20 protein-coding genes are annotated in these 22,362 nt (G+C 54.3%); 11 read left to right on the forward strand and 9 right to left on the reverse strand.

Translation table 11 applies throughout. The features are described from left to right. The first annotated feature begins 11 nt into the window (after positions 1-11). Entirely contained in the window at positions 12-713 is a 702-nt protein-coding gene (locus ACLJRU_RS08385; RefSeq protein WP_061835882.1) for a DnaA inactivator Hda, read from the forward strand. Between the two features lie 26 nt (positions 714-739). Here the strand turns inward: ACLJRU_RS08385 and arsC are convergent, their stop codons facing one another. Continuing rightward, positions 740-1,099, reverse strand: coding sequence for an arsenate reductase (glutaredoxin) (gene arsC / locus ACLJRU_RS08390; RefSeq protein ID WP_000132650.1), 360 nt, complete (start codon positions 1,097-1,099; stop codon positions 740-742). 39 nt (positions 1,100-1,138) lie between these two features. Then, a complete protein-coding gene (bepA, locus tag ACLJRU_RS08395) occupies positions 1,139-2,602 on the reverse strand; it encodes a beta-barrel assembly-enhancing protease (RefSeq protein WP_000489623.1) in 1,464 nt (487 codons plus the stop codon). A 207-nt stretch (positions 2,603-2,809) separates the two neighbouring features. Here bepA and ACLJRU_RS08400 point away from each other — a divergent pair, with 207 nt between their 5' ends. From ACLJRU_RS08400 to ACLJRU_RS08415, 4 genes are all read left to right on the forward strand, one after another. Then, positions 2,810-3,877 carry an AI-2E family transporter gene (locus ACLJRU_RS08400; protein ID WP_000892056.1) on the forward strand — a complete coding sequence of 356 codons (1,068 nt, stop codon included), beginning with the start codon at positions 2,810-2,812 and terminating at the stop codon, positions 3,875-3,877. 276 nt (positions 3,878-4,153) lie between these two features. Next, positions 4,154-5,341 carry a sugar diacid recognition domain-containing protein gene (locus tag ACLJRU_RS08405; protein ID WP_001533732.1) on the forward strand — a complete coding sequence of 396 codons (1,188 nt, stop codon included), beginning with the start codon at positions 4,154-4,156 and terminating at the stop codon, positions 5,339-5,341. A 66-nt stretch (positions 5,342-5,407) separates the two neighbouring features. Further along, positions 5,408-6,676, forward strand: coding sequence for a GntP family permease (locus ACLJRU_RS08410; protein WP_000200859.1), 1,269 nt, complete (start codon positions 5,408-5,410; stop codon positions 6,674-6,676). Positions 6,677-6,681: 5 nt separating this feature from the next. Beyond that, positions 6,682-7,821 carry a glycerate kinase gene (locus ACLJRU_RS08415; RefSeq protein WP_000706375.1) on the forward strand — a complete coding sequence of 380 codons (1,140 nt, stop codon included), beginning with the start codon at positions 6,682-6,684 and terminating at the stop codon, positions 7,819-7,821. A 46-nt stretch (positions 7,822-7,867) separates the two neighbouring features. On the opposite strand, the gene bcp is transcribed toward ACLJRU_RS08415, so the two are convergent. Together bcp and ACLJRU_RS08425 are read right to left on the reverse strand one after the other, a co-directional pair. Beyond that, positions 7,868-8,338 carry a thioredoxin-dependent thiol peroxidase gene (bcp, locus tag ACLJRU_RS08420; RefSeq protein ID WP_001068686.1) on the reverse strand — a complete coding sequence of 157 codons (471 nt, stop codon included), beginning with the start codon at positions 8,336-8,338 and terminating at the stop codon, positions 7,868-7,870. Further along, positions 8,338-8,910 (reverse strand): glycine cleavage system transcriptional repressor, encoded by a 573-nt coding sequence (locus ACLJRU_RS08425; RefSeq protein WP_023235132.1) that lies wholly within the window; start codon positions 8,908-8,910, stop codon positions 8,338-8,340. Before ACLJRU_RS08425 ends, bcp begins: the two co-directional genes overlap by 1 nt. Positions 8,911-9,055: 145 nt before the next feature. Here ACLJRU_RS08425 and dapA point away from each other — a divergent pair, with 145 nt between their 5' ends. From dapA to tmcA, 5 genes are all read left to right on the forward strand, one after another. After that, the gene (gene dapA, locus ACLJRU_RS08430) at positions 9,056-9,934 is read left to right on the forward strand and encodes a 4-hydroxy-tetrahydrodipicolinate synthase (protein ID WP_023235131.1); all 879 of its coding nucleotides are present in this window, start codon (positions 9,056-9,058) and stop codon (positions 9,932-9,934) included. Positions 9,935-9,950: 16 nt separating this feature from the next. Then, complete coding sequence (gene bamC, locus ACLJRU_RS08435) at positions 9,951-10,985, forward strand: outer membrane protein assembly factor BamC (protein WP_000331873.1); 1,035 nt, start codon at positions 9,951-9,953, stop codon at positions 10,983-10,985. Positions 10,986-11,159: 174 nt separating this feature from the next. Continuing rightward, positions 11,160-11,873 carry a phosphoribosylaminoimidazolesuccinocarboxamide synthase gene (gene purC / locus ACLJRU_RS08440; protein WP_023235130.1) on the forward strand — a complete coding sequence of 238 codons (714 nt, stop codon included), beginning with the start codon at positions 11,160-11,162 and terminating at the stop codon, positions 11,871-11,873. 130 nt (positions 11,874-12,003) lie between these two features. Further along, entirely contained in the window at positions 12,004-12,867 is an 864-nt protein-coding gene (locus ACLJRU_RS08445; protein WP_001267523.1) for a neutral zinc metallopeptidase, read from the forward strand. Positions 12,868-12,882: 15 nt separating this feature from the next. Next, positions 12,883-14,901, forward strand: coding sequence for a tRNA cytosine(34) acetyltransferase TmcA (gene tmcA, locus ACLJRU_RS08450; RefSeq protein ID WP_001279845.1), 2,019 nt, complete (start codon positions 12,883-12,885; stop codon positions 14,899-14,901). 26 nt (positions 14,902-14,927) lie between these two features. On the opposite strand, the gene ACLJRU_RS08455 is transcribed toward tmcA, so the two are convergent. Genes ACLJRU_RS08455 through ACLJRU_RS08465 form a run of 3 tightly spaced genes read right to left on the reverse strand, consistent with a single transcriptional unit; the run spans position 14,928 to position 16,643 of the window. Then, complete coding sequence (locus tag ACLJRU_RS08455; protein WP_001540594.1) at positions 14,928-15,128, reverse strand: YpfN family protein; 201 nt, start codon at positions 15,126-15,128, stop codon at positions 14,928-14,930. A 27-nt stretch (positions 15,129-15,155) separates the two neighbouring features. Beyond that, positions 15,156-16,283, reverse strand: coding sequence for a succinyl-diaminopimelate desuccinylase (gene dapE, locus ACLJRU_RS08460; protein WP_023235129.1), 1,128 nt, complete (start codon positions 16,281-16,283; stop codon positions 15,156-15,158). A 3-nt stretch (positions 16,284-16,286) separates the two neighbouring features. Next, positions 16,287-16,643, reverse strand: coding sequence for an ArsC family reductase (locus tag ACLJRU_RS08465; RefSeq protein WP_023235128.1), 357 nt, complete (start codon positions 16,641-16,643; stop codon positions 16,287-16,289). 412 nt (positions 16,644-17,055) lie between these two features. On the opposite strand from ACLJRU_RS08465, the gene ypfM reads away from it, so the two are divergent. After that, positions 17,056-17,115 carry a protein YpfM gene (gene ypfM / locus ACLJRU_RS08470; protein WP_001386977.1) on the forward strand — a complete coding sequence of 20 codons (60 nt, stop codon included), beginning with the start codon at positions 17,056-17,058 and terminating at the stop codon, positions 17,113-17,115. A 101-nt stretch (positions 17,116-17,216) separates the two neighbouring features. Here ypfM and acrD read toward each other — a convergent pair whose 3' ends face one another. Further along, positions 17,217-20,330 (reverse strand): multidrug efflux RND transporter permease AcrD, encoded by a 3,114-nt coding sequence (gene acrD, locus ACLJRU_RS08475; protein ID WP_023235127.1) that lies wholly within the window; start codon positions 20,328-20,330, stop codon positions 17,217-17,219. Between the two features lie 184 nt (positions 20,331-20,514). After that, the gene (gene narQ / locus ACLJRU_RS08480) at positions 20,515-22,215 is read right to left on the reverse strand and encodes a nitrate/nitrite two-component system sensor histidine kinase NarQ (protein WP_000216814.1); all 1,701 of its coding nucleotides are present in this window, start codon (positions 22,213-22,215) and stop codon (positions 20,515-20,517) included. Between the last annotated feature and the right edge of the window lie 147 nt (positions 22,216-22,362).

The following is a 22,362-nucleotide window of genomic DNA, read 5'->3' on the forward strand; positions in this document are numbered from 1 at the left end:
TTGAGGTATCTCTGAACACACCGGCACAGCTCTCTTTGCCACTTTATCTTCCTGACGACGAAACTTTCGCAAGTTTCTGGCCGGGGGATAACGCCTCTCTACTGGCCGCGTTACAAAACGTGTTGCGCCAGGAACATAGTGGATATATCTACCTTTGGGCGCGTGAAGGCGCGGGCCGCAGCCATTTACTGCACGCCGCCTGCGCTGAATTGTCGCAGCGTGGAGATGCGGTAGGCTATGTCCCGCTCGATAAACGCACCTGGTTTGTGCCGGAAGTGCTCGACGGTATGGAACACCTCTCGCTGGTGTGTATTGATAACATTGAGTGTGTCGCTGGCGATGAACTGTGGGAGATGGCGATCTTTGATCTCTATAACCGCATTCTGGAGTCCGGTAAGACGCGGTTATTGATCACCGGCGATCGTCCGCCAAGACAGTTAAATCTGGGCTTGCCCGATCTCGCTTCCCGTCTGGACTGGGGGCAAATCTATAAACTCCAGCCTCTTTCCGATGAAGACAAACTTCAGGCGCTACAGTTGCGCGCCCGGTTACGGGGGTTTGAACTGCCGGAAGATGTCGGGCGGTTTTTGCTCAAACGTCTTGATCGCGAAATGCGTACGCTGTTTATGACGCTGGATCAGCTCGATCATGCGTCGATCACTGCCCAGCGAAAACTGACGATCCCGTTTGTCAAAGAGATCCTGAAACTGTAATACGCCGCGACGGCGGCGTTTAACGGTTAACCGAGGATGTCCAGCACCTGCTCAGGCGGTCGGCCAATACGCGCCTGACCATTTGCCACTACAATGGGGCGCTCCATCAGTTTAGGGTGTTCAACCAGCGCCTGGATTAACGCCTCTTCACTCAGCTGGCTATCCGCCAGGTGAAGCGTCTTATAGAGATCTTCTTTCTGGCGCATCAGTTCGCGCGCGCTGGACATGCCCAACATACGCAGCAGTTCCCGCACGGTGGCGGCATCGGCGGGCGTATCCAGATAAAGCACCACTTCCGGTTCCACGCCGTTAGATTTCAGCAGGTTCAGCGTGTCGCGGCTCTTCGAGCAGCGCGGGTTATGGTAGATTTTAATCGTGTCGGTCATGAGTTCTCCTTGTGACGCCGTCCGGCTAATAAACGACGATTACATTTTCGTGTATGGCTTGAAGCGTTCCTGTAACTGGCGCAACTGGTCGATACGCGCATCGTAACGCGCCTGTTGCTGACTACCCAGTTTTGCCTGGGCGCTGGCGCTGCTGAGCAGTGAAATTGCCTGATCCAGTCGTCCCGCCAGCGCATAACTTTCAGCGCGCGCCGCCAGCTCCTGATCGCGGTTGTTCAGCGCGGCTTCGGCCTGAGCAAGCAGATCCCAGCCGTTACCGTCATCTTTATGGCTAAAGGTGTAGCGATTCAGAATGGTTTCCGCCGCTTTCGGCTGGCCTCCCTGGAGGTACGCATTGGCGAGGTTTAACTGCAGCACAGGATTAACGCGCAGATCGCGGGCATTTTTCAGGCGATTAATCGCGTCGTTGGCTCTTTTCTGCCCCAGGTCAATATCGGTGGCGAGGTCAAGATACCAGGCATTATTCGGTTCCGCGCTTAATAGCGGCTGCAACGTTTTGCGCGCTTCATCGTACTTGCTCGCTTCCATCGCCTGCAACGCCCGGCCATATTGCGCCGCATGTTGCTGACGCACGTTGCCTTTAGACCATTGATCCAGCAGGTCGCTGGTGAGCTGGTTACGTCCGGAATTGTACATTCCCAGGGCGCGCGCTTTGGCGAAATAAAAGTCGGCGGAAGATTGCACCACGACCGGGCGCATCTGGTTGGCACGGTTGCGGGCATCCGCAAGGCGGCTTTCCGGTAAGGGGTGAGTGAGCAAAATTTCAGGCGGGCGCGTGGAGTAACGCGCCTGGTCGAGCAGTTTTTCGAGGAAAGAGGGCATCGCCTGTGGGTCAAATCCGGCGCGTTGCAGTACCTGAATACCAATACGGTCGGCCTCTTGCTCATTTTGCTGGGTGAAACTTATCATTCCCTGGCGCGTTCCCGCCAGAGTACCGGTTAGCGCCGCCATACCGGCCTGTGGGCTGGCCATGGCCAGCAAAATGGAACCCAGCGCGCCCACCCAGGTAAGCGGCGCGCTGCGCTTTTGATCTTCCATCGCGCGCGCCAGGTGGCGCTGCGTAACGTGGGAGATTTCATGCGCCATGACTGAAGCTAGCTGGCTTTCGTTATCCGCGTAGCGAAAAAGTGCCGAGTGCAGCACCACATTGCCGCCAAAGAACGCGAACGCGTTGATTTCGTCATTATTGATCAAGAAAAAATGGAAGGGCGTTTTGACGGAGTCGGCGTGCGAGACCAGACGCATACCCAGCGCGTTAATGTATTGCACCAGCAGCGGATCGTTGATTAACGGCGCGCTACCGCGTAGCTGGCGCACATAAAAGTCGCCCATTTGCATCTCTTGTCCGATAGAAAGCGTGCTTCCTGCCGAGGTTCCCATATCGGGCAGCGTGTCGGCAGGGTCGGCAAATGCGGGCGCGACCTGACCGAGAGCCAATGCTGCAATGAGGGTTGCCACCAGGTTTTTTTCCAACTGCCTGAACATAACCTCTATCCTGTTGTTTTGAGATAGCCCTTTGACCAACGTCGTGAAATATCGTTCCACGCTCCGACACTTCATAAGTGTAACTGTGATGAGCACAGACTCACTATTTTAGTTTCCTGAATCAACGATAAAAAGCGAAGTCTTTTTTGTGACATTTCGATACAATTCGGCATCACAATCCCGCAGTTGAGTTCTGGGAAGGGTTTTATGCTCGAAATGTTAATGCAATGGTATCGCCGTCGCTTCAGCGACCCGGAGGCGATTGCCTTGCTGGTCATTCTGGTGGCTGGTTTTAGCATCCTCTTTTTCTTTAGCGGCCTGTTAGCGCCGCTGCTGGTCGCAATCGTACTGGCCTACCTGCTGGAGTGGCCGACGGCGCGCCTGCAGGCGATTGGCTGTTCCCGGCGCTGGGCAGCCTCCATTGTCCTTATCCTCTTTGTCGGCATTCTGTTATTAATGGCCTTTGTGGTGATGCCGATTGCCTGGCAGCAGGGTATTTACCTGATTCGTGATATGCCCGGTATGCTGAATAAACTGTCCGATTTCGCCGCGACCTTGCCGCGACGCTATCCGGCGCTGATGGATGCGGGCATTATTGATGCGATGGCGGAAAACATGCGTACCCGGATGCTTAACATGGGAGATTCGGTGGTGAAGTATTCGCTGGCGTCGTTAGTCGGGCTACTGACGCTGGCGGTATATCTGGTGCTGGTGCCGCTGATGGTCTTTTTCCTGGTAAAAGATAAAGAGCAGATGCTGAATGCCGTGCGCCGCGTACTGCCGCGTAATCGCGGGCTGGCGGGGCAGGTGTGGAATGAGATGAATCAGCAGATCACCAACTATATCCGCGGAAAAGTGCTGGAGATGGTGGTGGTGGGCGTAGCGACCTGGCTGGGCTTTTTGCTGTTTGGACTCAACTATTCGCTGCTGCTGGCGGTACTGGTGGGCTTTTCGGTCCTGATCCCCTATATCGGCGCCTTTGTGGTGACAATTCCGGTGGTGGGCGTCGCGCTGTTTCAGTTTGGCCTGGGGACGGAATTCTGGAGCTGTTTTGCCGTTTATCTGATTATTCAGGCGCTGGATGGCAATCTGCTGGTACCGGTACTTTTCTCCGAAGCGGTGAATTTGCATCCGCTGGTGATTATTCTGTCAGTGGTGATTTTCGGCGGTCTGTGGGGATTCTGGGGGGTGTTTTTCGCCATTCCATTGGCGACGCTGATTAAAGCCGTTGTCCATGCCTGGCCGGATGGTCAGGTGACGGATGCCTCATCCTGAGCGGTCAGTACAAAAGTTGTAAAGCGTGAACGACATCATAGTGCCCTGCCGCCATTTTGCGCACGCCTGATGAGGGACAAGCGCTTAGAAAGCCGCTCTTTTTTTTAATGCCGCACCGTGTTGCGGCATTTTTATTGTCGGAACCTACAAAATTCTCGCTGTAAAGCCGCCAAAATTTGGTGACTTAGCCTAAGCATTCTTCTGAGAAATTCGTTAATAAGTGACATCATTGATGCGAGATTGTTTTTTTAATGTGAAGCGATAACGAAACAGGGAATGAGTGTGTTGAGAAAACATTACTTGAAAGGGTATACCGCGCGGCAAATTGTACAGCGAGCCATGAAAATTATTCCTTACTCGGTAAACGTCATGGATGAGCATGGCGTCATTATCGCGTCTGGCGAACCTTCGCGGCTTCGCCAGCGTCACGAAGGGGCCATTCTGGCGCTGAAGGAAAACCGTATTGTAGAAATTGATTCCGCTACCGCCAATCAGCTTAAAGGCGTGCGATCCGGCATTAATCTTCCCATCTCTTTTCATGAACAGCTTATCGGCGTGGTCGGCATTACCGGCGAGCCGGAGGAGGTTCGCGCGTATGCCGAGCTGGTTAAAATGGCGGCGGAGCTGGTGATCGAGCATATGGTGCTGATCGAACAGCGACAATGGGATAAACGCTATCGCGAAGAGCTGATCAACCAATTGATTTTACGAGAAAATTCAACAGAGTCGTTGCGCTCCATGGCGGCCTATCTGGGTATTGATCTGGCGGTTCCCAGAGTGGTGCTGATTATTGAACTTTCCCAGCCGGATCGCGAAGCGCTGCGCAATGTAATGGATTATTTCGAGAATCACGCGCGTAACCATTTGGTGACGTTTACCGAATTTAATGAATTAATCATTATTAAGCCTATCACGTTAAAAGAGGGAAAGTGGAATACCCGCCAGGAAATGGGCGAATTGCAGATTTTTAAATCATGGGCTGCATCATCGGGCTTTAGCCGTATTTTGGTTGGGGGCTATTTTGCCGGCGAGACGGGATTGCACCGATCTTTGCTCACAGCGAGAGCCACGCAGGCGATGGCGAAAAGACAAAAGCTGCGCAGCCAGTACATTTTTTATCATGACCACGCGCTTCCCGCGCTGCTAAGCGGGCTGTCTGAAAGTTGGCAAGTGCAGGAGTTATCGCGTCTGTGGCTGCAACTGGCGCAACATGACGCGAAAGGCGTATTGCAACAGACGCTGCGGACTTGGTTTGAACATAATTGTGACCTGACGCAAACGGCCAAAGCATTGCATATTCATGTGAATACATTGCGCTATCGCTTACAGCGCTGTGAGGATATTACGCACATAAAAATCAACGAGTTAAAAAGTACGCTTTGGCTTTATATCGGTATGGAGCTCCAGGCCGAATCTGTACCGTCCGACAAGTTACCGCTGCCAGGTCGAATCGAAATTTGTTGAAAGCTCCAGCGGATTTTTAGGCGGGTTTTCCATACTGCGCGCTCCATGTTAAAGGAGGCGCAGTATATGACGTCGATATCCACCCTGGGAGCCATTGCCGCATTGGTTGTGGCCATCGTATTAATTTTAAGAAAAGTGTCGCCAGCCTACGGCATGATGGCGGGCGCGCTGGTCGGCGGTTTGATTGGCGGCGCCGATCTTCTGCAAACCGTGTCGCTGATGGTGTCAGGCGCGCAGGGCATCGTTAATGCCGTATTGCGTATTCTGGCCGCAGGCGTACTGGCGGGCGTATTAATTGAGTCCGGGGCGGCGAATACGATTGCTGAGACGATTGTCCGCAAAGTGGGGGAAACCCGGGCATTATTGGCATTAGCCATTGCCACACTATGTTTGACCGCCGTCGGCGTATTTATTGATGTGGCGGTGATTACCGTCGCGCCGATTGCGCTGTCGATTGCGCGTAATGCAGGGCTGTCAAAAAGCGCTATTCTGCTGGCGATGGTTGGCGGCGGCAAAGCGGGTAATGTGATGTCACCCAACCCGAACGCTATTGCCGCCTCTGATGCGTTTCATGTTCCTCTTACCTCTATTATGCTGGCGGGCGTGGTTCCGGGCATCGTTGGGCTTATTATCGCCTATCTGTTAGCGAAACGGCTGAATAATAAAGGCGCGGGCGTCGCCGATCATGAAGTGACTCACCATGATGACTCCGTCGCCAGACCAGGCTTTCTGGTGGCGATTAGCGCGCCGCTGGTCGCTATTTTCCTGCTTTCTCTCCGTCCGTTTGCCGGCATTTCCATTGACCCGTTAATTGCCCTGCCCGTAGGGGGATTGGTCGGTCTGCTGTTGATGGGACGCGCGCGCCACTGTAACCAGTACATGGTCGCCGGTCTGATGCGTATGGCGCCTGTCGCTATTATGTTGCTGGGAACCGGTACGCTGGCCGGCATTATCGCTAATTCCGAACTTAAAGATGTCCTGATTCATGGCCTCACCGCTTCGGGATTGCCGTCCTGGCTGTTGGCGCCCGTGTCTGGCGCCATGATGTCAATGGCGACGGCCTCAACCACGGCGGGAACGGCGGTGGCGTCCGGCGTTTTCTCTCCCACGTTACTTGAACTTGGCGTTTCCGCCCTGGCGGGAGCCGCTATGATCCATGCGGGCGCCACGGTGCTGGACCATCTGCCGCACGGCAGCTTTTTCCACGCGACGGGCGGCAGCGTCAATATGCAAATTCATGAACGTTTAAAGCTAATGCCGTATGAAACGCTGGTGGGGTTAGCCATTACCTTTATTTCTACTCTGATGTTCGGTTTCTTTGGTTTTGCAGGATAATCCCTATGAAAATTGTTATTGCTCCTGATTCATTTAAAGAAAGTTTGTCCGCAATGGCGGTCGCTGAGGCGATAGAAAAGGGGTTCCGCGAAATTTATCCTGACGCCGACTACGTTAAAGTGCCCATGGCGGATGGCGGGGAAGGAACTGTACAATCAATGGTGGAGGCCAGCGGCGGGCGTTATGTTGACCAGTGGGTACAAGGCCCGCTTGGGCAACCGGTGGCCGCGCGCTGGGGAATGCTGGGCGATAGCGATACCGCCGTGATTGAAATGGCGGCGGCATCCGGGCTGCATCACGTTTCGCCTGAATTGCGCAACCCGCTTAATACCACCAGCTACGGCACCGGCGAGTTAATCGTCGCGGCGCTGGAGCGTGGCGTAAAGCGTATTATTCTGGGAATTGGCGGCAGCGCGACGAATGACGGCGGCGCGGGGATGATGCAGGCGCTTGGCGTTATATTGCGCGATAAACAAGGGCGCTCGCTTTCTCCGGGCGGCGAGGCGCTGGCGGCGCTGGCCTCTATCGATCTGTCCGGTTGTCACCCATTGCTGCGTAAGGTATCGATAACCGTGGCGTGTGATGTCAACAATCCGCTGTGTGGTCCCCAGGGCGCATCGGCCATTTTTGGCCCACAAAAAGGGGCGACAGCGGAAATGGTGAACACCCTGGACGCGGCGCTGGAAAACTGGGGCCGACATATTTATCAGGCTACGGGATGTGAGGTGATTAATGCTCCCGGCGCGGGGGCGGCAGGTGGAATGGGCGCCGCGCTTTTAGGATTGCTCAATGCGGAATTACGCGCCGGCGTAGAGATTGTCGTGGAAACGCTACAGCTTGAGCAGGCGGTTAAAGATGCCGATCTGGTGATTACCGGAGAAGGGCGGCTGGACAGCCAAAGTATTTGCGGCAAGACGCCGATTGGCGTCGCCAGAGTGGCGAAGCGGTATCATAAACCGGTTATCGCGCTCGCCGGTGGGCTGCAACACGATCATCACGTTGTGTATCAACAGGGTATCGATGCGGCGCTGTCGATTTTGTCGCATATCGTTACGCTGCCGGAAGCCTTACACGAGGCGGAATATAACCTGAGCCTGTCGGCGCGCAATGTGGCGGCGATATGGCGTCTGGCGCGGCAAGCCTGACGGCGCATTCCCTTTCCAGGCCGCACATCAGCGCGGCCTGAGGCTTTTACGCGTTTTCTTTCAGCCAGTTCAGCACCACATCATGGTGATTGCTGGTTTTAAAATCATTAAAGACGTGTTCAATCTTACCATCAGCGTCAATCAAAAAGCTGATGCGGTGAATGCCGTCATACGTTTTGCCCATAAACGACTTTTCGCCCCAGACGCCGAACTGTTCACACACCTGATGGTTTTCATCGGACAAAAGGGTAAAGTTCAGCAGCTCTTTTTCAGCGAAACGGGAGAGTTTTTCAGGTTTATCGGTGCTGATGCCCAGCACGTCCACGCCTGCTTTTTTGAGCTCGTCCATGTTATCGCGTAAGCCGCAGGCCTGCACGGTACAGCCGGGTGTCATGGCTTTTGGGTAGAAATAAACCAGAACGCGCTGTCCCTGGAAGTCGGTCAAATTTACTTGTTCCCCGTCTTGATCCGGCAAGCTAAATTTCGGTGCGATATCACCGGCTTTCAGTGGATTCATTACTTAACTCCATCCTGTTCATCATGTTGTGAGTAATTGACGACGTTTATACTGCCTTGCGCATTGAGTTCTGTACATAGTGCTTTAAAGGCTTGCTCAATATTTGCGGAATTTTGCGACGCCGGGCTATGTGCGGTGATTTGAATAAATAATTGCGCAGCTTTATCACCTTCAGCCGGCTGTGTGCGGGAGACCAGCTCCGCAATATTCATTTCATGACTATTAAACAGCGCGGTGAATCGCTCAATTAAATGCGGGGAGTCGGCGACCTCAACCTGAACCCATACCGTCGCGGGCATTGCCGGGCGGGGGCGGTCGGACGTCCGTTTCATCACAATCAGCAGATCCAGCTCTGCGCCTTTTAACGGCAATGTCGATTCAATCAAGGTAATCGCGTTCCACGTGCCGGACAACAGCATAATAAACGTGAATTCATTGCCCAGCATCGCCAGTCGGCTGTCTTCGATATTACAGCCGCAACTGCTGACATGGCGAGTAATGGTATTCACAATACCGGGCCTGTCGGCGCCCAGCGCAGTGATAACCAAATAGTGTTGTGATGACGGTGTCAAACCAGTTATTCCTTTGAGCGGTGAGGTAATCTTAAGGAAACCATAAAAAAAACCTGCATACAACAATCAGAACGGCTTTGGTCGCTTGCTTTTATTGCCATACCAAACGTACCATTGAGGGACTTGTTTGCACAGAGGATGGCCCATGTTCACGGGAAGTATTGTCGCGCTTGTTACGCCGATGGATGAGAAAGGTAACGTCAGTAGGTCTTGCCTGAAAAAACTCATTGATTATCATGTCGCCAACGGTACCTCGGCGATTGTTTCGGTTGGCACTACCGGCGAGTCTGCCACGCTAAGCCATGATGAACATGGCGATGTCGTGATGATGACGCTGGAACTGGCTGACGGACGTATTCCGGTTATCGCCGGCACGGGCGCAAACGCGACCGCGGAAGCGATTAGCCTGACGCAGCGTTTTAACGATAGCGGCATTGTTGGCTGCCTGACGGTAACGCCGTACTACAATCGCCCCACGCAGGAAGGTTTGTTCCAGCATTTCAAAGCCATCGCGGAACACACTGACTTGCCGCAAATTCTGTATAATGTGCCGCCCCGTACCGGTTGCGACATGTTGCCGGAAACCGTGGGTCGTCTGGCGGAAATAAAAAATATTATCGCTATCAAAGAGGCGACAGGGAACTTAACCCGCGTTCACCAGATCAAAGAGCTGGTTTCAGACGATTTTATTCTGCTTAGCGGTGATGACGCGTCTGCGCTGGACTTTATGCAACTGGGTGGTCATGGCGTGATTTCCGTTACGGCTAACGTAGCGGCGCGCGATATGGCTGACATGTGCAAACTGGCGGCGGAAGGGCAATTTGCCGAGGCGCGCGCTATCAACCAGCGTCTGATGCCGTTACACAACAAACTATTTGTCGAACCCAATCCTATCCCGGTGAAATGGGCATGTAAGGCATTGGGTCTTGTGGCGACCGACACGCTGCGCCTGCCAATGACGCCTATCACAGACCATGGTCGTGACATCGTCAAAGCAGCGCTTCAGCATGCTGGCCTGCTGTAAAGTTTAGGGAGATTTGATGGCTTACTCAGTACAAAAGTCGCGCCTGGCGAAGGTTGCGGGTGTTTCGCTTGTTTTGCTGCTCGCTGCCTGTAGTTCCGATTCGCGCTACAAGCGCCAGGTAAGCGGCGATGAATCCTATCTGGATGCCGCGCCGCTTGCTGAACTTCACGCCCCGGCAGGAATGATCCTGCCGATAACGACCGGCGACTACGTTATTCCGGTCACGAAGGGGAGCGGCGCGGTTGGTAAGGCGTTGGATATCCGTCCGCCAGCGCAGCCGTTAGCGTTAGTGAGCGGCGCGCGTACCCAGTTCTCTGGCGATACCGCTACGCTATTGGTGGAGAATGGCCGGAGCAGCACGCTGTGGCCGCAAGTCGTCAGCGTGATTCAGGCGAAAAATTATCCGATTGAAAAACGTGACGATGCCAGCCAGATCCTGACGACCGATTGGGTGAGCTGGAACCGCCTGGATGAAGACGAACAGTATCGTGGACGTTATCAAATCTCGGTGAAGCCGCAGGGCTATCAGCAGGCGGTAACGGTAAAACTGGTTAATCTGGAACAGGCTGGCAAGCCGGTTGCTGATGCGGCGTCGCTGCAGCGCTATAGCACGGAAATGATGAACGTCATTTCCGCCGGTCTGGATAAGACCGCTACGGATGCGGCAAATGCCGCGCAGAACCGTTCCGCCGCAACGATGGATGTGCAGAGCGCCGCTGATGATACCGGTTTACCTATGCTGGTCGTTCGCGGTCCGTTCAACCTCGTGTGGCAACGCCTCCCGGCCGCGCTGGAAAAAGTGGGCATGAAAGTCACCGACAGCACTCGCTCTCAGGGCAGCATGGCGGTAACGTACAAACCGTTGTCTGACAGCGACTGGCGGGATCTGGGCGCTAGCGACCCGGGCCTGGCATCCGGAGACTATAAATTGCAGGTCGGCGATTTAGATAACCGCAGCAGCTTGCAGTTTATCGATCCTAAGGGGCATACTCTGACGCAAAGCCAGAACGACGCGCTGGTTGCCGTCTTCCAGGCAGCGTTCAACAAGTAATTTAACAGGGCTGGAGTAATCCGGCCCTTTTTTCTGATAAGATACGCAAACGTGTGCGTCGGTACAAAAACGCGATTTAACCGCTATTTCGCACCACAATTACAGGCCGACGTCTCCGGCAGGCGTAGCAGGAAATGAATACTTATCGTTAATTCACACCCAGGAGTGTTAAAGATGCAAAAGCAAGCTGAGTTGTATCGTGGTAAAGCGAAAACCGTATACAGCACGGAAAACCCGGACCTGTTGGTGCTCGAATTCCGCAATGATACGTCAGCAGGGGATGGCGCGCGCATTGAACAGTTTGATCGCAAAGGCATGGTAAATAACAAATTCAACCATTTCATTATGACCAAACTGGCCGAGGCGGGCATCCCGACCCAGATGGAACGTTTGCTGTCTGATACCGAGTGTCTGGTGAAGAAGTTGGAGATGGTGCCGGTTGAATGTGTGGTGCGCAACCGTGCGGCTGGGTCGCTGGTCAAGCGTCTGGGCGTGGAAGAAGGCATGGAGCTTAACCCGCCGATATTCGATCTGTTCCTGAAAAACGACGCGCTGCACGACCCGATGGTGAATAGTTCCTACTGTGAAACGTTCGGTTGGGTAAGTCAGGAAAATCTGGCGCGTATGAAAGGGCTAACCTACAAAGCCAACGACGTACTGAAAAAACTGTTTGATGACGCGGGTCTTATCCTGGTGGATTTCAAACTGGAGTTTGGCCTGTATAAAGGCGAAGTGGTGCTGGGCGATGAGTTTTCGCCGGACGGCAGCCGCCTGTGGGATAAAGAGACGCTGGACAAAATGGACAAAGACCGCTTCCGCCAGAGCCTGGGCGGTCTGATTGAAGCCTATGAAGCCGTCGCGCATCGACTGGGCGTGAAATTAGATTAATTCCGCTTCTGACCGGGGGGCAACCGCTCTCCGGTATCATCCTTTCCTCATTCTGATAGCGTTTACCTGTGGTAATCCTGCGCCTGACCGCCTACGATCATCTGTATAACAAAGAGAGAATGAGGTGATTATGCGCTGGCAAGGGCGTCGTGAAAGTAACAATGTAGAGGACAGACGTAATCGGCCAGGCGGCCCCTCGCTGGGTGGCCCAGGCTTTCGTCTTCCGCGCGGAAAAGGCGGCATCATTCTGTTGGTGGTGGTGTTGGTCGCAGGGTACTATGGGGTGGATTTAACCGGTCTGTTGACCGGTCAGCCGGTTTCGCAGCAGCAGTCGACGCGTTCGATAAGCCCCAATGATGATGAAGCGGCAAAATTTACCTCGGTGATTCTGGCGACGACCGAAGATACCTGGGGGCAACTCTTTCAAAAAATGGGGCGCGGCTATCAGCAGCCAAAACTGGTGATGTACCGTGGTATGACGCGCACCGGCTGTGGTGCGGGTCAGTCCGTGATGGGGCCGTTTTACTGCCCGGCGGACGGCACCGTCTATATCGATCTCTCATTTTACGATGATATGAAAAATAAGCTGGGCGCGGACGGTGATTTTGCTCAGGGTTATGTCATCGCCCACGAAGTCGGCCACCACGTACAAAAACTGTTAGGTATTGAGCCGAAAGTACGCCAGTTGCAGCAAAACGCGTCGCAAACGGAGGTGAATCGCCTTTCGGTGCGCATGGAACTACAGGCGGATTGCTTTGCCGGCGTGTGGGGACACAGTATGCAGCAGCAAGGCGTACTGGAGGCGGGCGATCTGGAAGAGGCGCTCAATGCCGCACAGGCTATCGGCGACGATCGCTTACAGCAACAGGGGCAGGGGCGCGTCGTGCCGGATAGTTTTACCCACGGCACCTCAGAACAGCGCTACAGCTGGTTTAAGCGTGGATTTGACAGCGGTGACCCGGCGCAATGTAATACGTTTGGCAAAAACTTTTGATAAACTGGGGCAGGGATGTCTGATATCGATGCGCTACGGGCGTTAACGTCGCAAATGACACAGGAAGGTATTCGCCGTTTACTGGTCATCAGCGGCGATGCGGCGTGGTGCCGGGAACGGGCCGAGGCGATACGCGCTGTATTGCCCGGTGACTGGCTGTGGGTCTCGCCTGACGCGCCCGCCCAGCTGCGCTGTACGCCACAGGCGTTACAAACGCTGCTGGGCCGTGAATTCCGTCATGCGATATTTGATGCCTGGCAGGGCTTTGACGCCGCAGCGTTTGCCGCTCTGAGCGGGACCTTGCAGGCCGGAAGCTGGCTGCTTCTGCTGATGCCGCCGTACGAGACGTGGGAAAGCAGGCCTGATACCGATTCACTGCGCTGGAGCGACTGCGCGCAGCCTATCCCTACACCGCAGTTTGCACAGCATCTTAAACGGACTCTTTCCCGCGATCCGCAAACGCTGCTTTGGCGACAGCGCCAGCCGTTTTGCTGGCCATCTTATCCTTTCCGTGGACGCTGGCGACCCGCCACCGGCGAGCCGCAGCCGGAGCAGGCGGCTATCTTATCGCGTTTACGTGAAATGCCGCCCGGCGTGGCGACGGTGATTGCCCCCCGTGGGCGCGGCAAATCGGCGCTGGCCGGGCAATTCATCTCCCGGATGGCGGGCACGGCTATCGTGACCGCACCGGCGAAAACGGCAACGGATATCCTGGCAGCGTTTGCCGGTGAGCGGTTCTGCTTTATGGCGCCGGATGCGTTGCTGGCGAGCGGGGCAAGAGCCGACTGGCTGGTAGTTGACGAGGCGGCGGCAATCCCCGCGCCGCTGCTGCTGCAACTGGTTTCGCGCTTTCCCCGCATACTACTCACCACCACCGTTCAGGGCTACGAAGGCACCGGACGCGGTTTTTTACTTAAGTTTTGCGCCCGTTTTCCGCAGCTTCACCGCTTCACGCTTCGTCAGCCTGTCCGCTGGGCGCCAGAATGCCCGCTGGAAAATATCGTCAGCGAGGCGCTGATATTCGACGATGAAGCGTTTGCGCAGGCGCCGCATGGCGGGATAGCAATCTCGGCGTTTTACCAGCAGGCCTGGAGGGAGACGCCCGCGTTGCCGAGGGCTGTGTATCAGTTACTGTCGGGGGCGCACTATCGTACTTCGCCGCTGGATCTGCGCCGAATGATGGATGCGCCAGGACAGCATTTCTTGCAGGCTACGGCGAATAACCGTGTGGCGGGCGCCCTCTGGCTGGTCGAAGAGGGTGGGTTATCCGCAGAACTCAGTCAGGCTGTATGGTGCGGTTTCCGGCGTCCGCGTGGAAATCTGGTGGCGCAGTCGCTGGCGGCGCACGGTAGCGACCCTTTAGCCGCGACGCTGGTTGGGCGTCGCGTAAGCCGTATCGCAGTGCACCCCGCTCGCCAGCGTGAAGGCATCGGTCAGCAGTTGATTGTCTGCGCGTGCATGCAGGCGGCGCAGTGTGATTATCTTTCCGTCAGCTTCGGCTATACGCCGGAGCTGTGGCGTTTCTGGCAACGCTGCGGCTTTGTACTGGTACGGATGGGCAACCATCGGGAGGCGAGCAGCGGTTGCTATACGGCGATGGCGTTATTGCCGCTGAGCGACGCGGGAAAACGGCTGGCGCAGCAGGAACACCGACGTTTGCGCCGCGATGCGGATATCCTGACGCAGTGGAACGGCGAGGCGATACCGCTGGCGGCGTTAGATGAACAGGCGCTTAATGATGAAGACTGGCGTGAGCTGGTAGGTTTTGCTTTCGCGCACCGCCCGCTACTGACATCGTTAGGTTGCCTGCATCGTTTACTGCAATACAGCGCATTGCCATTACCGGCGCTGAGAGGGCGGCTGGAGGAAAAAGCCAGCGATGCCGAACTGTGCGCCCGGCTACGCATTTCAGGCCGTAAAGCTCTGCTGGCGTTGCAGCGTGCGCAGGCGGCGCAGGCGCTGATTGCGCTGGATGCCGGACGAACGCAGCGTTTGCGCGACGTAATGCCCGGCGGTGAGGACCATGCCGGCTAGCGATACCTGTCCGACATGATATCCGGTTACTTTTTCGGCTGATCTTTCTTCGGCCAGTCGTCTTCATCGTCCCACTTATCGTTAAAATCGCGATGCGGGGGCAGCTCAGGTTTATTGGCAAGGAATTTCTTATGGTCGATGCGTTTGAGATCTTTGATCACATTCAGCAGTACGCCTACCAGAAACACCAATACCAGAATCCACCAATATTTTGTCAGCCAGTCCATGCTTATTTCCTCTTACCGGAACGCTCATCAGGCGACGAGCTGTTCCATAATGCGTTGATACATACGGGCCAGTAGCTGGAGATCGGCGGCATTCACACATTCATTAATTTTATGAATGGTGGCGTTCACCGGCCCCAGTTCTACCACCTGTGCTCCCATACGGGCGATAAAACGTCCGTCGGACGTACCGCCCGTCGTCAGTAATTGCGGTTTAATTTCATTATAGTGCTCAATGGCGTTTACCACCGCGTCCACCAGCTTTCCGCGCGCGGTCAGGAACGGCTGACCGGAAAGCCACCAGTCTACGGTATAACGTAGCTGATGCTTCTCAAGCAGCGCATGTACCCGTTCTTTGATTATCTCATCGGTCAGTTCCGTGCTGAAACGGAAGTTAAACTGTACGAACAGTTCGCCGGGAATGACATTATTGCTGCCGGTGCCTGCCTGGATATTGGCTACCTGCATACTGGTGGCCGGGAAAAAGTCATTGCCCCGATCCCACTCGATAGCGACCAGTTCATTAAGAAAAGGCGCAGCGCGATGAACAGGGTTATCCGCCAGATGCGGATAGGCGACGTGCCCCTGAACGCCATGAATAGTGAGGTTACAGGTGAGAGAACCGCGACGTCCGTTTTTGACGACATCGCCCACAATTTCGGTACTGGAGGGTTCGCCGACCAGACAGTAATCCAGCCGCTCGTTACGGGCCATCAGCGCTTCAACCACCTTTACGGTGCCATTTTTTGCGCTGGCTTCTTCATCAGAGGTAATCAAAAATGCGAGGCAGCCCCGGTGATGAGGATGCTGCGCAACAAAACGTTCAGCAGCCACCACCATGGCCGCCAGTGAACCTTTCATATCCGCCGCGCCGCGACCGAACAACATTCCGTCGCGAATCGTAGGTTCAAACGGCGGATTGATCCAGCGATCGACATCGCCAGCCGGTACGACGTCAGTATGCCCGGCGAACGCCAGCGTTTCGCCACGCCCACGCCATGCCCAAAAATTTTGCGTGTCGCCAAAATCCATATGCTCAATGGTAAAACCGATTTTACGCAGGCGTTCAATCATTAATGCCTGACAGCCTGCGTCATCCGGACTCAGGGAGGGGCGACGAATAAGTTGCTGTGTCAGCTCAATAACCGGGCACGACATAGACTACACCTCATCAAAAAACTGCTGATAACGGGATTCACTGAAACCAAGCAGCATAGGCTTCCCGGGCGCGCAGAGCAATGGGCGTTTGATGATTGCCGGCTGTTCAACCATGAGAGCAGCGACGGAGTCGGCATCGGTAATCCCGCTGCGGTGGCCTTCATCCAGCTTGCGCCATGTTGTGCCGCGCGTATTCAGTAAAGGCTGCCAGCCGAGTTCGGCAATAAAGGTATTAAGAAGAGGGAGGTCTATGCCATCCACACGGTAATCGTGAAAACGATAATCAATGCCATGCTCCCCCAGCCAACGGCGCGCTTTTTTGATCGTGTCGCAATTCTTAATGCCATAGAGGGTAATCATATTGAATCCTTTAACGCGAAATTCGAATAAATAATCAATAGTATCGTCTGCGGGATAATAAGTGTGGCCGTTTATGGTTATTTATCCAGCGCTGATCGGCAATCAATATAACATTGTTGAGTGAATGTGAATAATGATTCCAAAACGCTCCAGATGTGGCTTGTTTATACTTCGTGGAATAAATCCTATTTTGTGCATATGCAATTGTTTGTTTTTTAACCCAATTTGATAAAGTAGTAGAAAAGGTATTAATGTTGCTAAATATTGCAGTAAGTCACATAAAATTTACGGCTACAGCGCCATAGTAATATCATAGACAGCATAACCAGAGGATATCGCAACAATCGGTTAAATGAACTTCTCTCTATACCGCTAACTACGTAGAATACCCATAATAATAAGAGAGGCTATTATGATTGAACGTGAACTGGGGAACTGGAAAGATTTTATCGAAGTCATGCTTCGTAAATAAATGCCTGGAAGGCACCGCGCTCCCATAGGGGATAAGAAAAGGCGACTCAACGAAAGTCGCCTTTTTTGTGCCCGACACCTCGTATCAGGCTGGCCGGGATCTTATTTCGGGCGCGGCTTCAGCGGGAAGCGGCGACGTATCAGCACGAAAAACAGGGGTACAAAGAAGATAGCCAGAATGGTTGCTGAGATCATTCCCCCCGTCACGCCGGTTCCGACAGCATGTTGGCTACCCGAGCCTGCCCCGGTGCTGGTGGCCATCGGCAATACGCCAAAGATAAACGCCAGCGAAGTCATCAGTATCGGTCGCGGGCGCTGGCGGCTGGCGTACAGCGTGGCGTCTAACAGCGCGTGTCCCTTCTGATTCATTTCGTTGGCGAATTCCACAATCAGAATCGCGTTTTTCGCCGAGAGACCGATAACGGTCAACAGCCCCACCTGGAAGTAAACATCGTTTTCCAGCCCGCGCATCCAGGTAGCGAGTAGCGCGCCAATGACGCCGAGCGGCACAACCAGCATCACCGAGAAGGGCACCGACCAGCTTTCATACAATGCCGCCAGACACAGGAAGACGACTAATAGCGAAATAGCGTACAGCGCGGGCGCCTGCGCGCCGGAGAGCCGTTCCTGGTAAGACATGGCTGTCCATTCCAGGCCAAAACCGCCCGGTAGCTGATGCACCAACGACTCCATGACATCCATCGCCGTCCCGGTACTGACTCCCGGCGCGGCCTCTCCGACAATTTCTACCGCCGAATAGCCGTTATAGCGTTCCAGACGCGGCGAGCCGGTTTCCCAGCGCGAGGTGGCGAAGGCGGAGAAGGGGACCATGCCGCCATCTTTGTTACGGACATACCAAAGATTAATATCATCCGGCAACATACGATATTTCGCTGCGGCCTGAACATAGACCTTCTTCACGCGACCACGGTCCATAAAGTCGTTGACGTAGCTCGATCCCCAGGCTGTTTGCAGGGTGTCGTTGATATCGTCAATCGATACGCCCAGCGCCTGCGCTTTTCGTTGGTCAATATCAATTTGCAGTTGCGGGCTGTCGTCCAGGCCGTTGTGGCGCACGCGGGTCAAGGAACTGTTTTTCCCAGCCAGCTCAATGAGTTGATCTCGTGCGGCCATCAGCGCGTCATGGCCTGCTCCGGCGTGATCCTGTAATTCCATGTCAAAACCGGCGGAGCTGCCCAGACCGCTAATTGCCGGCGGGCTGCTGGCGAAGACGCGAGCTTCTTTAATCTGGTTAAATGCTTTTGTCGCCCGCTCAATAATGGCGAACGAGGAGCCGGTGGTGGGATCGCGCGCGTCCCAGTCTTTCAAGCGAACAAACATGCGCGCGACGTTTTGCCCGTTCCCGCCAGGGCCGGAACCGACCGTCGAGAAGACCGACATAATGTTGTTTTTCTCATGGGTGAAGTAATAGTTTTCAACCTTTTCAACAACTTTCAGGGTCTGCTGTTGCGTAGAGCCGCTCGGTAGCTGGATAGACGTAGTGAACATGCCCCGATCTTCTTGCGGCAGAAAGGAGGTGGGGAGGCGCAAAAACAGGAACACCATTCCGCCAAGCAACAGAACATAAATCAGAATCCAGCGCAGGCTGCGATGCAAAATTTTCGCTACGCCTTTCTCATAACGTTCGGCATTACGATTGAAGGTACGGTTAAACCAGCCGAAAAATCCGCGTTGCCCGTGCTGCTCGCCTTTGTGCAGCGGTTTTAATAACGTTGCGCACAGCGCCGGTGTCAGGATCATGGCGACCAGCACCGACAGCACCATTGCCGAGACAATTGTAATAGAAAACTGACGATAAATCGCCCCGGTGGTACCGCCAAAGAACGCCATCGGCACGAATACCGCAGACAGCACCATCGCGATACCGACCAGCGCCCCCTGGATTTGTCCCATGGATTTGCGCGTCGCTTCACGCGGCGTGAGCCCTTCTTCGCTCATGATACGTTCGACGTTTTCCACCACCACGATGGCATCGTCGACCAGGAGCCCGATCGCCAGCACCATCGCGAACATGGTTAATGTGTTAATACTGTAGCCAAACGCGTAAAGCACGGAGAAGGTGCCCATTAATACTACCGGCACGGCGATCGTCGGAATCAGCGTGGCGCGAAAGTTTTGCAGGAACAGATACATCACCAGGAAAACCAGCGCGATAGCTTCCAGCAACGTTTTGACCACATCGATAATCGAGGCTTTGACAAAGGAGGTGGTTTCATACGCGATCTTGTATTCCAGGCCGTGAGGGAAGTACTGCGCCAGCTCGTTGAGGCGATCCAGTACCAGCTTCGCGGTCGCCATTTCGTTCGCGCCGGAAGCCAGCTTAACGCCAAGACCGGAAGCCGGATTGCCGTTAAAACGGCTGAGGTAGTCATATTTTTCCGCCCCCAGCTCCACGGTGGCGACATCGCCCAGTTTGACCTCGGAACCGTCCTGATTAACGCGCAGGGTGATATCGCGAAATTGTTGCAGCGTTTGCAGCAGCGACTGCGCATTAATGGTGGCGTTCAGCGCCTGCTTGTCGACCGAAGGCGTACCTCCAAGCTGCCCGACGGCGATTTGCGCATTCTGCGACTCAATTGCATCGGTCACGTCTTTCGTGGTCATCTGAAAACTATTCAATTTGGCCGGATCGAGCCAGATACGCATAGAGTACTGTGAACCATAAGCGTCAATATCGCCCACGCCGTTGACGCGGCTGAGCGGGTCCTGAATATTACTGGCGACGTAGTCGGCGATATCCTGCTTGTCCATAGAACCGTCGGTAGAGACGAAAGCGATGGTCAAAATATTGGTATCGCCCGTTTTGCGTACCGTGACGCCTTGATCCTGTACCGCCTGCGGCAGTTTACGCATCGCGGACTGTAACTGATTTTGCACTTGCTGAACCGCCTCATCAGGATCGGTTCCCGCAATAAAGCTCAGGGTGATGGTCGCCTGTCCGGTTCCGCTGCTTTGTGATGACATGTACATCAGATTATCGAGGCCCGTCATATTCTGCTCAATAACCTGGGTTACGGTATTTTCCAGCGTTTGCGCTGACGCTCCCGGATAATTCGCGGTAATACGTACGTTGGGCGGCGCCAGATCGGGATATTGTTCAACAGGTAAAGAAAAAATGGCTAACGCCCCTGTCAGACACAACAGGATAGCCAGCACCCAGGCAAAAATGGGGCGATCGATAAAAAAATTCGCCATTAAAGGGGAACCTCGTGTTTCTACATATCGTTATAGATTTGAACTGCTTCACTGTAGCGGCAAGCTACGAGCCAAACGTGGAGAAATAAAGGAGATAATGTAAATTATCATGCGCTTTTACAGCATACTTTTTGTGCCAACGCCGGAAAGCCTGACATCTGGCCTTCCGGTGATTTGCCGTTCTTTACGTTAACTGACTCTCTTCCTTGTTGGAGGAGCGAAAACTGATACTGACCAGCGTGCCGCCGCCGGAGGGTTGCGAAAAATTCAGCGTGCCGCCAAGCCGCTCCGCGCGCTCACGCATTATATTCAGACCATAGTGTCCGGCAGGCTCATGCGGTTCGCCGATACCAATGCCATTATCGCGAATATAAACGGTATGATCGCCGTCAGGCGCGGTGACGCAGCTCACGGCGATTTCGCTCGCGTTGGCGTGTTTAATGGCGTTCAGGACCGCTTCACGCACAATTTGCAATAAATGTACCTGCATTTGCGCATCCAGCGCCAGCGTGGGTAAACGGCAATCCAACGTGAGTTTGGCCGGAGTCTGACTCTGTAAATCTTCCAGCATCTCATGCAATGCGGAGGGTAAATCGGCCTGCTGTAACGTCAGACGGAACGTGGTGAGTAACTCCCGAAGCTGACGGTAGGCGTCGTTCAGCGCTCTGGAGAAATCCGCCATGATGCTTTGCGCACCGGCGTTATCTTCTGGAATGGCGCGCTTCAAAAGCGTTAACTGAATACGTAAATAAGAAAGTACCTGCGCCAGCGAATCGTGTAGCTCACGGGCAATCGTCGCGCGCTCTTCCATTAACAAAAGTTGCTGGAAGTGTTTTTGCGCCTGATTAAAGTACAAACCACGCCCCAGCATCGTGGAGACGCTGTTCAGCAGCGGCGTAGAGGCATTAACGTTGGGGCTTTGCCAGTGGAGTTCGCCATAGACCGTGTCCTGCATCGTCACTGGCAGCATTTGCATCGGCAGGTCGGGGCTTTGCGTGCCTTCGCTAATCCGCCAGTTATCGCCCACGGTTAACTCCAGATACCAGGCGGCGTCATGTTCACGGACAATTTGCAAAATATGGCGAAAACAGTGGACATCGATTTGGCTGGTATTCAGCGCTTGGGAGCACTGGTATAACACCTCCAGGCGGCGATGCGCTTCGTGCAGATCGTGCGTTTTTTCTTCCACCGAGGCTTCCAGCGAACGGTAAAGTTTATGCAGCTCGCTCGACATCTGGCTAAACGTTTTCGCCAACAATCCCAGCTCATTGGGTAAGCTGGTATCCAGCGGCAGCGGGGCGAACTGACCATGTTCAATTCGCTGACTGGCGGTGACCAGTTGATTCAGCGGGCGAACGACCTGCTGGCGAATACGCCGTAGGGTAAAAAAGACCAGCGTAAATATGCCGATACCGCCCGCCAGCGATATGGCGACGACCAGCATGACTTTACGCTCGGCGTAATGCTGTAACGCCAGAACGAAGAGATCAATTTGATCGACGTAATTGTTGATATTGGTCTGATACCAGGCAATGTCGCCGTCCTGTAGGCGGCTATTCATCTCCAGCCAGTTGGCGTGCAGGCGCGCGTAGCGAGTTTTCACCGCCTGCGGCACATACCAGGCGTTGAGATTTTGCAGTACCGGCGAGTTGAGCGCGTGCTGGAAAAGTTGACGATGCGCATTAATCTGCGGGCTACGGCTTTGCAGATCGTAACCCAGCCGATAGCTCTGCATTCGTAGCGAACCGGCGATATTGATCGCTTCGGCATCCCGTAAACTGCTGGTCAGCGTCAGTAATGCGCTGCCGGTGGACAGAATAGACAACAGCACAATATAGAAAAAAGCCTTAGCCAGACTGGCCGAGACCGGGCGTTTAACCGTCACACTGGTACTCCCCGCATTTAGCTGAACCGCAATTTCATTTGCTTTGAAATAAATTGATCTGCCACAGGTTCTGGACAGATAGTTGTGCTTCCTGGGCAGATGAACATTGCCGACCCCGCCTTCGTCAGTTAATAACAATGCTCATAT

The organism is Salmonella sp. SAL00653, from assembly GCF_046552515.1.
Lineage (GTDB): Bacteria > Pseudomonadota > Gammaproteobacteria > Enterobacterales > Enterobacteriaceae > Salmonella > Salmonella enterica.

What these genes read in the sequence shown, in the direction of transcription:
- dapA (WP_023235131.1), top strand. Translation starts at nt 9,056, where the DNA reads ATGTTCACGGGAAGTATTGTCGCGCTTGTTACGCCGATGGATGAGAAA.
- ACLJRU_RS08405 (WP_001533732.1), top strand. Translation starts at nt 4,154, where the DNA reads ATGAGTGTGTTGAGAAAACATTACTTGAAAGGGTATACCGCGCGGCAA.
- acrD (WP_023235127.1), bottom strand. Translation starts at nt 20,330, where the DNA reads ATGGCGAATTTTTTTATCGATCGCCCCATTTTTGCCTGGGTGCTGGCT.
- dapE (WP_023235129.1), bottom strand. Translation starts at nt 16,283, where the DNA reads ATGTCGTGCCCGGTTATTGAGCTGACACAGCAACTTATTCGTCGCCCC.
- arsC (WP_000132650.1), bottom strand. Translation starts at nt 1,099, where the DNA reads ATGACCGACACGATTAAAATCTACCATAACCCGCGCTGCTCGAAGAGC.
- ACLJRU_RS08465 (WP_023235128.1), bottom strand. Translation starts at nt 16,643, where the DNA reads ATGATTACCCTCTATGGCATTAAGAATTGCGACACGATCAAAAAAGCG.
- purC (WP_023235130.1), top strand. Translation starts at nt 11,160, where the DNA reads ATGCAAAAGCAAGCTGAGTTGTATCGTGGTAAAGCGAAAACCGTATAC.
- bcp (WP_001068686.1), bottom strand. Translation starts at nt 8,338, where the DNA reads ATGAATCCACTGAAAGCCGGTGATATCGCACCGAAATTTAGCTTGCCG.
- ACLJRU_RS08410 (WP_000200859.1), top strand. Translation starts at nt 5,408, where the DNA reads ATGACGTCGATATCCACCCTGGGAGCCATTGCCGCATTGGTTGTGGCC.
- bepA (WP_000489623.1), bottom strand. Translation starts at nt 2,602, where the DNA reads ATGTTCAGGCAGTTGGAAAAAAACCTGGTGGCAACCCTCATTGCAGCA.
- tmcA (WP_001279845.1), top strand. Translation starts at nt 12,883, where the DNA reads ATGTCTGATATCGATGCGCTACGGGCGTTAACGTCGCAAATGACACAG.
- ACLJRU_RS08415 (WP_000706375.1), top strand. Translation starts at nt 6,682, where the DNA reads ATGAAAATTGTTATTGCTCCTGATTCATTTAAAGAAAGTTTGTCCGCA.
- ACLJRU_RS08445 (WP_001267523.1), top strand. Translation starts at nt 12,004, where the DNA reads ATGCGCTGGCAAGGGCGTCGTGAAAGTAACAATGTAGAGGACAGACGT.
- ACLJRU_RS08455 (WP_001540594.1), bottom strand. Translation starts at nt 15,128, where the DNA reads ATGGACTGGCTGACAAAATATTGGTGGATTCTGGTATTGGTGTTTCTG.
- bamC (WP_000331873.1), top strand. Translation starts at nt 9,951, where the DNA reads ATGGCTTACTCAGTACAAAAGTCGCGCCTGGCGAAGGTTGCGGGTGTT.
- ACLJRU_RS08400 (WP_000892056.1), top strand. Translation starts at nt 2,810, where the DNA reads ATGCTCGAAATGTTAATGCAATGGTATCGCCGTCGCTTCAGCGACCCG.